The 12,062-nt window shown below is 45.5% G+C and carries 7 protein-coding genes and 2 pseudogenes; 4 read left to right on the top strand and 5 right to left on the bottom strand.

The genetic code is table 11. The annotated features are described in order from the left end of the window. Positions 1-56: 56 nt before the first annotated feature. A pseudogene (locus QZZ36_RS09985) lies at positions 57-1,687 on the top strand (recombinase family protein). Between the two features lie 79 nt (positions 1,688-1,766). Here the strand turns inward: QZZ36_RS09985 and QZZ36_RS09990 are convergent. The 4 genes from QZZ36_RS09990 to QZZ36_RS10005 form a co-directional block, all read right to left on the bottom strand. Further along, positions 1,767-3,239, bottom strand: coding sequence for an alpha-N-arabinofuranosidase (locus QZZ36_RS09990; RefSeq protein WP_295080910.1), 1,473 nt, complete (start codon positions 3,237-3,239; stop codon positions 1,767-1,769). 127 nt (positions 3,240-3,366) lie between these two features. Next, entirely contained in the window at positions 3,367-4,239 is an 873-nt protein-coding gene (locus QZZ36_RS09995; protein ID WP_295080913.1) for a carbohydrate ABC transporter permease, read from the bottom strand. 13 nt (positions 4,240-4,252) lie between these two features. Further along, entirely contained in the window at positions 4,253-5,143 is an 891-nt protein-coding gene (locus tag QZZ36_RS10000; protein WP_295080916.1) for a sugar ABC transporter permease, read from the bottom strand. Positions 5,144-5,247: 104 nt separating this feature from the next. After that, entirely contained in the window at positions 5,248-6,582 is a 1,335-nt protein-coding gene (locus QZZ36_RS10005; protein WP_295080919.1) for an extracellular solute-binding protein, read from the bottom strand. Positions 6,583-6,903: 321 nt separating this feature from the next. On the opposite strand from QZZ36_RS10005, the gene QZZ36_RS10010 reads away from it, so the two are divergent. Both QZZ36_RS10010 and QZZ36_RS10015 read left to right on the top strand, forming a co-directional pair. Next, the gene (locus tag QZZ36_RS10010) at positions 6,904-8,412 is read left to right on the top strand and encodes a carboxylesterase family protein (RefSeq protein WP_295080922.1); all 1,509 of its coding nucleotides are present in this window, start codon (positions 6,904-6,906) and stop codon (positions 8,410-8,412) included. A 12-nt stretch (positions 8,413-8,424) separates the two neighbouring features. Continuing rightward, positions 8,425-9,825: a family 43 glycosylhydrolase gene (locus tag QZZ36_RS10015; RefSeq protein ID WP_295080925.1), complete on the top strand. Its 1,401-nt coding sequence runs from the start codon at positions 8,425-8,427 to the stop codon at positions 9,823-9,825. 273 nt (positions 9,826-10,098) lie between these two features. Here the strand turns inward: QZZ36_RS10015 and QZZ36_RS10020 are convergent, their stop codons facing one another. Beyond that, on the bottom strand, positions 10,099-11,109 hold the full coding sequence (locus tag QZZ36_RS10020; RefSeq protein WP_295080929.1) for a hypothetical protein: 1,011 nt from the start codon (positions 11,107-11,109) through the stop codon (positions 10,099-10,101). Between the two features lie 294 nt (positions 11,110-11,403). Between QZZ36_RS10020 and QZZ36_RS10025 the strand changes: the two are divergent. Continuing rightward, positions 11,404-11,949, top strand: a pseudogene (locus QZZ36_RS10025) (GrpB family protein). Positions 11,950-12,062: the final 113 nt, after the last annotated feature.

The following is a 12,062-nucleotide window of genomic DNA, read 5'->3' on the forward strand; positions in this document are numbered from 1 at the left end:
TATTGCGCTATAATGATAACATAGCTTGCTGTATCTGTCGGAAAGAGAGGTTTAATATGACAGACAAGATCACAGCATTATATTGTCGCCTGAGCCAGGACGATATGTTACAGGGTGAGAGCAACAGTATCACCAATCAGAAGGCTATCCTCAAGAAGTATGCTGATGATAATGGCTTTACAAATACAGTATACTACGTAGACGATGGTGTCAGCGGCACTACTTTTGAACGTGACGGTTTCAAGGCTATGATGGCAGATGTAGAAGCCGGAAAAGTCGGAACAGTCATTACTAAGGATTTGAGCCGCCTCGGTCGTGACTATCTCAAAACGGGTGAACTGATTGAAATGGTATTCCCCGATTATGACGTTCGCTACATTGCGATAAATGACGGCGTGGATACGTTCAAATCGGAAAATGAGCTGATGGCATTCAAGAACATTTTTAATGACTGGTATGCTCGTGATACAAGCAAGAAGATAAAAGCTGTTTTCAAGGCTAAGGGGCAGTCGGGAAAGCATCTATCCAATCCGATCTACGGCTACAAGCATTCGGAAACGGATAAGAACCTTTGGGTGATCGACGATGAAGCCGCCGAAGTTGTTCGCAAGATTTTTCATCTTTGCATTGACGGCTACGGTCCGGCGCAGATTGCTCGAATCTTAACGGAACAGGGAATTCCTACACCGACAGCTTATGCATTGTCGCAGGGCAGGGATAACGGTCATAAGAATGCTAACCTTAATCGTTGGGGTATGGAGACTATTTCGGGTATTCTCGAAAAGCCCGAATACGCAGGTCACACTGTGAATTTCCGTACTCATGTGAAGTCCTACAAAAACAAGAAACGTGTGGATAATCCGAAAGAGGATTGGCTGATCTTCGAGAATACCCATGAAGCAATTATCTCCCAGCAGGAGTTTGATCTGGTGCAGGAGCTTCGCAAGAACAAACGCCGTCCAACAATGCATGAGGAAGTCAACCCGTTTTCAGGTATCTGTTACTGTGCCGACTGCGGAAAGAAGCTGTATCTGTGCCGAGCGACAACCATGACCGTAGATCAAGAACATCTGAAATGTGGCACTTATGCAAAAGACAAGAACGGCTGTACTATTCACTTCATCAGGACGATCGTTCTGAAAGAGATCATACTCGGTGAGCTGAACAAGATGATTTCCTTTGTTAAGGAGAACGAGGGCGAGTTTGTACAGGCGGCTATGGATAATTCCGTTCAGAAGCAGTCCTCAGAGCTTGCCAAGTCCAGGAAAAAGCTGAAAGAATCCGAGAAGCGTATCGCTGAACTGGACAGACTGTTCACAAGGCTTTATGAAGATAATGTCTCGGGCAAAATCTCAGATGAGCGATTTGCCATGATGTCGGCAGGATATGAGGATGAGCAAAAAAACTCAGGGCGACCGTAGCAGAGCTGACCGCCTACATTGATACTGCCGAACAGAAGTCCGCCGATGTAAGTGCTTTCATTCAGGCAGTCCAAAAGTATGAACATATCACGGAGCTTACTCCTGAGATTATGCATGAGCTTATTGAGAAGATCGTTATTCATGCTCCTGACAAGAGCAGCGGGCATCGTACTCAGCAGATCGAGATTCACTATCGCTTCGATGTTGCCGTAACGACCGCCATTGCTGACAGTATGAACTACGACAAAAAGAGAAAGGCTGCGTAACCGCTTGGTTACGCAACCTTATCTTTAAAGAATCAAAACTTCTTTATTAGTACCCGTCTTTAAACAGGCAGGCTTTTCATTACTTCACAGTAAATTTCAGCATATTCCATGATCGCGGAGCAAGACTGACCTTGCCGCTTATTTCCTTCTGTACAGGCGAGACCGCATAAGGTTCATCTGCTGTGTTGCAGAGTTTCATATCATCGTTTGTAAGAACAGTATGTGATACGAGGCTGTATCTCTCAAATCCGTTGAGTTCGAGTTCACAGCTCTCATCAGACGAGCGATTTACCGCAAAAAGAGTAATACCGCTTCCGTTATCTACTGCAATGCTCTCAATATATGGCACATTGCTGTGATTTTTTGTATCATAGATACCGCATTCGCAAACAGTATGCAAAGTCTTTCCCCTTCCGTTAACCGAACAGTGGAGAAAAGGATAATAAATTGTCTGCACCCACGACCTGCCGCCGGTCTCGGTCATGATCGGTGCAATTACATTTACAAGCTGTGCGAGACAGGCGATCTTTACCCTGTCACAATGCCTGAGAAGCGTGATAAGCAGACAGCCTACAACAAGCGCGTCCTCAACATTGTAGATATCCTCTAAAAGCGGCGGTGCAACCTGCCAGGGATCCATATGCTTATCCTGCTCATTGCTGTGGAACCAGATGTTCCACTCGTCAAAGGAAAGCATAAGCTCCTTATCTGACTTCTTCTCCGCTTTTATATCATCACATATCTGCGCAGTATCTATGATAAACTGCTCCATATCCATTGACGACGCAAGGAAATCTGCGGTGTCGTTGTCCGGATTACCGTAATAGCTGTGCATGGAAACATAGTCAACATGATCGTAACACTCACGAAGTACAGTTCGTTCCCATTCGCCAAAGGTAGCCATATTCGGACCTGAGCTTCCGCAGGCAACAAGCTCGATCGTCGGGTCAGTCAGCTTCATCAGCTTGGCTGTCTCACAGGCGAGACGGGCATATTCCTGTGCGGTTTTATGGCATATCTGCCATTCTCCGTCCATTTCGTTGCCAAGACACCACACCTTTATTCCGAATGGTTTGTCAAAGCCGTTCTTTCGGCGCAGATCAGCATAATATGTATCGGTTTCAAGATTGCAGTATTCAACAAGGCTTCTTGCCTCATCAGCACCGCGTGTACCGAGATTCACCGTCATCATTATTTCAGCGTCCGCACGCTTTACCCATTCCTGAAACTCGTCAACACCAACTTCATTAGTCTCGATGCTGTTCCAGGCGAGATCAAGCTTTCGGGGACGCTTTGACCTGTCACCGGTCCCGTCCTCCCAGTTGTAGCCTGAAACGAAATTTCCGCCCGGATAGCGTATAACAGGCACCTTCAGCGTCTTTACAAGCTCCAGTACATCTTTTCGGAAGCCCATATCGTCAGCGCTTTCATGTGAAGGCTCATAGATACCGCCGTAGACCGCGCGACCGAGATGCTCAATAAAGGAGCCGTATATCCTCGGGTCAATATCGCCGATAATATCCGATTTATTTATAGTTATTTTTGCTTTCATAGGTTAAACTCCAGATAAAATTTATGAAATCAATATATCGCATCAGCTGTCAGATTTCATTGAGCTGTACTTCAAATACAGATCAATACCGAAAATATGACAGCGTATATTCAATCAGTTACCGGTATCAGCCCTTTACAGCGCCTGCAGTCAGACCGTCAACGATCTGGTTGGAGAATGCGCAATAAACTATTATAGTAGGTAAAAGCGCGATTATGATAGCCGCAAACATCTGCGGATAGTTGGTACCATGCGGTCCGACGAATTTTGACAGTGCTACCGGCAGCGTCTTCTTGGCTTCATCAGAGATGAATACCATAGCTACAAGAAGCTCATTCCAGTTGCCGATGAATGTCATAAGTCCGGTTACGCAAAGACCTGTCTTGCCGAGAGGCAGACATATCCTGTAAAAAATCTGGAAGATATTTGCGCCCTCAATACAGGCACATTCGATAAGTTCATTCGGAATACTCTTAAAGAAACCTGTCATAATGAATATCGTTATGGGAAGTGAGAATGTAAGATATGGAATTATAAGTCCTGTAAGGGTATCTGAAAGGTGTAAATGCGCAAATCTTGTGAACAGAGGGATAAGAACGCAGTGTACAGGTATCATCATACCAGTAAGGAAATAAGTCATGGCAAGCTTTGCACCCTTCCAGCGCATACGTACAATGCCGAATGCAGCCATTGAGCCGATTATCATGCTCAATACCAGAGCGACAGCGCAGACGATGAATGAGTTAAGCGTTGCTGTGCCAAGACGTCCTGCTTTCCATGCGAAAGCAAAGTTATCGAATGATATATGTTCAGGGAGAGCAAAAGGAGATGTCATTAATTCCCTTTTGGTCTTGAACGATACATTGAACAGCCAGAGCAGAGGTGCGATATATGTCACGGATATCAGTACAAGGAATGCATATATGACCACACGGATCAGTGAAAACTTCTTCTTGGAGTCAGAATCCAGTTCAGTTACTGCTAATTTTGAAGAACTCATTTTCTGTACCTCCTTACATTTCGTACTGTTCGGTCTTAACGACCTTATTGATAAACAGCGTCACTAACAGGCAGAGCACAAGCAGCACCACGCCTATCGCGCTTGCATATCCGTATTTGGAGAACTTGAAGCCCTGCTGATAGAGGTGGGTCGCAAGGACCTCTGTCCTGTGGTTAGGTCCGCCGCAGTCTGTCATGTTGAAAATAAGGTCGAAGAATTTCAGTGAGCCTATCGCATTCAGAGACATAGCTGTTGCTACCATCGGTTTTATCAGAGGAAGCGTTATGTATCTGAAAGTCTTTGCCTTTGTACAGCCGTCGATATAGCTCGCCTCCATGAGAGACTTGTTTATACCCGATATCTGTGCCATGTATAGCATCATTGACTGACCTACATACTGCCAGAGAGCAACAAAAGCTATTACCCACATAGGAAGGATGATAGTGCCCCTGGTATCCATCAGCCAGAGAGGAGGTTCCTTGACTCCCATTTTTTCAAGGAGCTGGTTGATACCGAGCTTCGGGTTGAATATGAACATCCACATCAGTCCGAGAGCTGCCGAAGAAAGTACGCAGGGAAGATATATTATGTTCTTGAAGGTATTTCGTCCTGCTTTTATGTTTGTCAGAAGAGCTGCGTAGAGAAGACCTACGATAAGCTGTGACACGCAGGAGAAAACAAGGAAGAACATTGAGTTCTTGATAGCAATGCCGAACGTCTTATCGGAAAGAAGAGCCTTGTAGTTGTCAAGTCCGATGTAAACGGGGGCGGTATAGCCTTTATAATCACAGAATGAATAATACACCGACTGAACGATCGGTATAAAAAGCACCAGTGTGAACAAAAGGAATGCAGGAAGCATGAAAACAAGTATTGCTTTCTTGTTCCTAAGCATTTTGTCCATGCTGGACCAACTCCTTTCAGAAGATCGATATGTTAAAAAAGGGTTAAAAACAATATAGGGGCGTATGATACGCCTCTATATTGCTTTTCATAATTAAGCAGAAATTACTTTCTGCAGTTAGCCTTGTAGAATTCCTCCATGTCCTTTGCAGCGTCTGCAGGCTTCATGTCGCCGAGGAATACAGCAACCATTGTATCGTCGAAGTGAGCACCTGTCTCAGTTGTAGGCATTGATTCATTGTAGAAACCGAATGTTCCCTTTGCCTTGCCGAATACATCCATAACGTATGAGAGCTGCTTGGGAGCTACTTCCGGATCATACTTAACCTTTGTTACAGGGATCTTACCGCCTTTTTCTGCTGTGTACTTCTGAGCTGTATCATCAGTGAAGTACTTGATGAGAGCTGCTGAAGCCTCAGGATACTTTGTAGATGAGCTCATGCAGAGTGAATCGGACTTAGCGATGATTCTTTCAACGCCGGGGAACTGGAATACGCCGCACTTTGACTCAAAGTCTGCGTTAGCACCGTTCATCTGAGCGATTACCCATGAACCCTGAATAAGAATAGCTGCCTCTTCGTTGTAGAAGTTAGCTGTAGCAACGTCGTTTGTATCGCCGGCTGCTGATCTCTGGAAGTACTTGGAGAACTGGATAAGCTTGTTGCATACGTTCTCAAGCTTGCCGTCTTCCCATGAAGCGGAACCGTCAGCGAGCTTAGGAAGGTCAACGCCCTCAGCCTCACAGAGATAACCTGCTACCATTGAGAGACACCATGCAGTACCTGCGGAAATAGTTACAGGAGTATAGCCTGCATTCTCAAGCTTTTCACAGGCATCGATCATTTCGTCCCAGTTGGTAGGAACAGAAGCGCCCGCATCCTTAAACATCTCTGTGTTGTAGAAGCAGCAGGCAGCTGCGGTATTCAGCGGAACAGCATATATCTTGCCATCGTATGTCTGCTGTGTAAATACAGCGTCGCTTGTGAATGTTTCCTTCCAGCCGTCCTTGTTGAGATATTCATCAAGAGGAGCTGCGATGCCGGGCGCAACATAGTCTGTGAGCTGCGGTCCGGGGCTTACGATGAATACGTCAGGTGTTTCATTTGCTGCAACAAGAGCATTGAGCTTATTGTAATACTCCTCAAGGGATGTAGTAATAGGTGTTACATGATACTTGCCCTTATAATCGTTATTGAATCTCTCGATAGTCTCCTTGTAGCCAAGCGAGATAAGATCCTCAGTAGCATTGAGGTCATCCCAGAACATCCAGGTGATCTCCTGAACCTTTTCTGAACTGTTGTTTGTGGTCGCAGAACTATTGGATCCGCTGTTACTGCTTGATGAATCATCGGATCCGCTGGTACCGTTGCTGCAGCCTGCAAGTGTTGTAGCGAACATTGCTGCTGACATAAGTGTTGCTAAGAGTCTTATTTTTTTCATTACCATTACCTCCTGGTTAAGTACCGCACGAAACATACCTTTATAACTGACATATCCATATGCCGACCGGCAGGTTTTCACGGTTATCCCAAATTTGATATGGCACCTCTTCGGTGTCTTTGTAAATCTTACCATATTATTAACAAGTTGTCAATAAATATATGTAATAACGGCAAAAAATGATTAAAATCCCCTTGTTTTAATATATACATAGCAAAAAACGGTCAGATTTTTCCCTGTTCTGTATTGCAATTTGTACAGTTTAATGTTAGAATATTTTCAGTATGATAAAACACATTTTATGATAAAGGAGCTGACACAATGCTAAGGATAGCAAATACCAAAAACGGACAGGTGCGTGGTCTGCCAGCAGCGGACCCAAGGATAACCTCATTCAAGGGAATCCCCTTCGCCGCTCCGCCTGTGGGTGAGAACCGCTGGCGTGCTCCGCAGCCCGCCGGAAACTGGCAGGGTGTGCGAAACTGCTTCGAATTCGCACCGATATCCGTTCAGGATACCCCAGGCATAGGTGACGATGTATACTGCCGTGAATGGCACGTAGATCCCGATATTCCCATGAGCGAAGACTGTCTTTACCTTAATGTATGGACGAACGCAAAGTCCGCGGATGAGCGCAAGCCCGTGCTTGTATGGTTCTTCGGCGGCGGTTTTCAGTGGGGCTACACATCTGAAATGGAATTTGACGGCGAACGTCTCGCAAGGAGAGATATCGTTGTAGTAACTGTGAATTACCGCTTGGGTGCGCTGGGCTTTCTCTGCCACCCGCAGCTTACAAAGGAGCAGTCCGATGCTCCCTGTAATTTCGGCTGTCTCGACCAGCAGGCTGGTCTGAGATGGGTCCGCCGGAATATCGCAAACTTCGGCGGTGATCCTGATAATATAACCATAGCGGGTCAGTCCGCAGGCGGCGGCAGTGTAACGGCGCAGATGGCTTGCCATGACAACGAAGGTGATTTCAAAAGGGCTGTGGTAATGAGCGGTATGTTTGGCTCGCCTTATGAGGTAAATGAATTCTTCCTTGCTCAGAGTCCCGAACAGGCAGGCAAAAAGGGAGAAAGGCTTTTCGAGTATCTTGGTGTTAAAACTCTTGAAGAAGCAAGAAAGCTTGATGCCGATTATATCCGCAGCAAGTATTCCGAGCTTCGCAATAACGGAGAGATGTTCTTCACGATAGTGCAGGACGGGCACTTCTGCACAGAGGACCCCATGGAGGCTTTTAAGAATGGCACACGGCTCCGTGTACCGGTTATGGGCGGCAATACAGGTGACGAATTCATTGAATGCATCCATGCGGCAGATGACGATGAACTTGCAATAAAAGCAAAGAAGTATTTCGGAGTCAAGGCTGAAGAGTTCATGTCATTTCCTGAAGCCAGAGTCAGAACTGATTCCGGTTATTCGCCAGTTTCCTCCCCTGAGCTCGGCGTAAAGCAGGCTTTCCTCGGCGAGAGCAGGCAGAATGATCCCCAAAACTGCTACTATTACCGCTTCATTCCGGATATACCCGGCAGGGATTCACCTGGAACATTCCACTCTGTTGATCTATGGTTCTTCTTCGAGACGCTGGCAAAATGCAGCAGACCATTTGAGGGCAGACATTACGATCTTGCAAGACAGATGTGCGATTACTGGGCAAACTTCATCAGGACCGGAGACCCCAACGGCTATGATATCAACGGCAACAGGCTCCCGGAATGGAAGCCATATACCGATGCCGACCGAAATGAGATGCTGTTCACAAGTGAAGGTGCAAAGGCATCTGCTGAGCAGAACAGCTTCGTTAGATTTCTGCTCAGTGCAATAAAATAAGGAGGTTTTTTTATGAACAGGAAACAGGCATTCAATCCCTATCTTCCCAGCTGGGAATATATACCCGATGGCGAGCCGTATGTATTCGGCGACCGTGTATACGTCTACGGTTCTCACGACTTCTGGAACGGCTATGTATTCTGCATGGGTGACTACGTATGTTGGTCAGCACCCGTTGATGATCTGGGGAACTGGCGCTATGAGGGCGTTATTTATCCGAGAAACGCCGACCCAATGAACAAGGACGGCCATATGTGCCTTTACGCCCCCGACGTTACCATAGGTCCCGACGGAAGATACTATCTCTACTATGTTCTTGACAAGGTGGGAGTTATGTCCGTTGCGGTATGCGACGAGCCCGCAGGCAAGTATGAGTTCTACGGCTATGTTCACTATCCTGACGGCACACGTCTCGGAGAGAGAGAGGGAGATGAACCGCAGTTCGACCCCGGTATTATAACCGAGGGTGACAAGACCTATATGTACAGCGGATTCTGTCCCGAAGGCGACAAGTCCAGGACAGGTTCAAAGGTGGTCACACTTGATAAGGATATGCTGACTGTTATCACCGAGCCTCAGGTAATAGTGCCTGGAATCTGTTACAGCACAGGCACTCAGTTTGAGGGACACGCCTTCTTTGAGGCTTCGTCCATACGCAAAGTGAACGGTAAATACTATTTCATATACTCCTCAGAAGTCATGCATGAGCTCTGCTACGCTGTCAGTGATGATCCGCTCAAAGGATTCAGCTACGGCGGTGTGCTGGTCAGCAACACCGATCTGCATATTGATACCTACAAGCCGGCAGATATGCCCGCAAACCGCGGTGCCAACAACCACGGCAGCATAATTGAGATCAATGGTGAATGGTATATCTTCTATCACAGACATACCAACGGCACATGGTTCTCAAGACAGGGCTGCGCTGAAAAGCTCACCCTCAATGGCGACGGAAGCTTCGATCAGGCTGAGATTACTTCCTGCGGTCTCAACGGCGGTCCTCTTGTGGGCAAGGGCGAATACCCGGCTTATATCGCCTGCAATATCTTCGGCAGAAAACCTGAAATATATATCGGTGACCTCAATGCCCCGCGTATAGTTCAGGACGGCAAGGACGGAGACGAGGAGATCGGATATATAGCCAATATCAAAGAGGGTACCAATATCGGCTTCAAATTCTTTGACTGCAAGGGCATTACTAAGGTCAGCATTACGACCAGAGGCTACGGCGGCGGCGCTTTCGCCGTCAAGACCGCCTGGGACGGCGAAGAACTCGGTGAGATTGAGATCGAAAACAGTAACGTATGGAAAAAATCCACTGCCGATATCAGTATCCCCGACGGCGTTAACGCTATCTGGTTCACCTTCAAGGGCACCGGCAACCCAAGCCTCGGCTCATTCACTCTGGAGTGATAATATTTCCGCAGCTGCTGCACTTACACAGAATTATATATCCCTTACTGAGCAGATGTGCTTGAAAAATTTTCTTTCCCAATGCTTTGATTCCGTTTTTTAACGCTCCTTGACAGGGAATAAAAAAGATGTACCGTCTGAGGCGGTACATCTTATACTTTATTTGAGTATGTACTATATCCGCAAGCTTTTTTCATACAGTTAAGACTGTATTCAGCTGTGCGGAAAATATTACCATTACTTCAAGGACAGTAATGATTCACAGGACTTTTCTTATTGTTCATCAGAAATAAAATCGCTCATCTTCCATTCTCCGTTTTCCTTTATAAATACTACCGTTCCGTAACTTTTTGATCTGATAGTATTTACTTCAACATGGGTCGCATTGAACTGATTTTCATCTACAACTGATATTTCAAAGCCGCTTGGCTTAAATTCATATGTGGTTCCGGCGCCGTCCAATTCATAAATAACGCCATCCTTTTCCATGAAACGTATTTCACAACCGCTCATAAGCTGATCTTTATATTTGCCTGTAAACTGAGTATTGATAACATCTTTCAAAACATTCAGAGACGGCACCATCGAAAAATCAGTTACTTTGTAATACTCACTATCATCTTCTGTAAATGCAACTTCCTCGCTGTGAGGAACACCATGACAGAACGTATTGTTGAGATCATTAAATGAACCAAGTCTTTCAGCGGCTATCTCGCTATAAGTCATGCCAGCCCTGTCACGGGCAAGACGACTTGAATTTCCGTTTCCGAAACGAAGCTCATAAGGTGCAGATTCAAGATAATATCCGTCATGGCTTCCGAAAGAATCTCCTGAAAATGTCAGTATCTGGATCTTGGTTCCGCCAATCTCATCATAGCGATGCTTTACAGTTCCTGTTGTTACATTACCGTCAGGATCGGTATATTTATATGTTGCGTCTTCATATATAACTACGTCTCCGCACTCCTTGCCGTCTACGTAAACATAGCTGTTTTGCGGCACCTGATATCTCCACAAGCCAACAAATGGCTTTATGCTCTCATAATCAGTATTCTCTTCTGCAGAAGCCTCTTCGGCAGGCTGATTAGCGTCAGTAACCGTCTGTTCAGCTGATACTGAAGTGAGCTGAGTCTCTTTAGCAGTTGTTTCTTCCTTGTCTGAAATAACCGCTGAGTTTTCAAAACCGCTGCCCGACACACCGCTGCTAACAGTGTTTTTCTCTCCGCATCCAGCAATTCCCAACGACATCGCGGTTAAAACAGATAATATAATTGCCTTTTTCATAATAGCATCTCCTTTAGATTTTCATATCATTTTTTATGATCTGTTATAATATACGAAAGCTGCAGTAGCATTCAGACAAAAAACTGAAAATTAAAAAAATTTATTTTGACAGCAGCTTTTAGTTGTTCAATCCTCTCCGTGAAATGAATACGCCTCATTATCATTTTTCAATATTGACAAACATATATGCTTCTGATATTATAAATACAAGAAAATGTGTCTTATTCCTGATACAACACAAGTTCAGTTCGTGGTATTGATGTCAGTGAAACAGACTCTATCGGATGTGCCGGAATGAGCATAGGACTGCGGCGGAAAACTGTTGCTGTTGAACCGCACAGTAAAGAATGGGAAACATCTGCAAGTCAGACAATAAAACTGCTGAAGGAGCTTCTTGCAGACGCTGCTGCGGATATACAGCACATCGGGAGCACGGCTGTACGCGGTATCTGTGCAAAGCCTATTATAGACATAGCGGTTGGAGTTCCGGTGCTTGAAAACATACTGAAAATGAATGATGTGCTCGAAAAAAGCGGTTTCATTTTCCGTGGCCAGGACCTACCTGAACAGTATCTGTATGTATGCGGTGAATATGATTTCAGAACACACCATATCCACGCTGTGAAGTACGCTTCATAGGCATGGAACAATTATATTGATATGCGTGACTATCTGAACTGCCATGAGACTGACGCGAAAGCCTACTCTGAGTTGAAACAGTCACTTGCAGAACGCTTTCACAATGACAGGGAGACCTATATCGCAAAGAAAAGCGACTTTATCAATGATTTGCTCAGTAAGGCGAAGGTCTGGGGAGAGCTTGCTGACAGAACCATGTAAAAGCTCTCACCGCAATAATGTTCCAACAATGATGTAAAATCCCCTCATCACGCATGGGCATCTCTGCTCCGGCTGACGAGGGGATTCTTTTACAACATTATTATAATAACACT

Origin of the sequence: Ruminococcus sp. (assembly GCF_016287535.1) — a bacterium.
Classification (GTDB): domain Bacteria; phylum Bacillota; class Clostridia; order Oscillospirales; family Ruminococcaceae; genus Ruminococcus.

Coding starts and splice junctions, on each gene's coding strand:
- QZZ36_RS09995 (WP_295080913.1), bottom strand. CDS start 4,239: ATGAGTTCTTCAAAATTAGCAGTAACTGAACTGGATTCTGACTCCAAG.
- QZZ36_RS10000 (WP_295080916.1), bottom strand. CDS start 5,143: ATGGACAAAATGCTTAGGAACAAGAAAGCAATACTTGTTTTCATGCTT.
- QZZ36_RS09990 (WP_295080910.1), bottom strand. CDS start 3,239: ATGAAAGCAAAAATAACTATAAATAAATCGGATATTATCGGCGATATT.
- QZZ36_RS10020 (WP_295080929.1), bottom strand. CDS start 11,109: ATGAAAAAGGCAATTATATTATCTGTTTTAACCGCGATGTCGTTGGGA.
- QZZ36_RS10015 (WP_295080925.1), top strand. CDS start 8,425: ATGAACAGGAAACAGGCATTCAATCCCTATCTTCCCAGCTGGGAATAT.
- QZZ36_RS10010 (WP_295080922.1), top strand. CDS start 6,904: ATGCTAAGGATAGCAAATACCAAAAACGGACAGGTGCGTGGTCTGCCA.
- QZZ36_RS10005 (WP_295080919.1), bottom strand. CDS start 6,582: ATGAAAAAAATAAGACTCTTAGCAACACTTATGTCAGCAGCAATGTTC.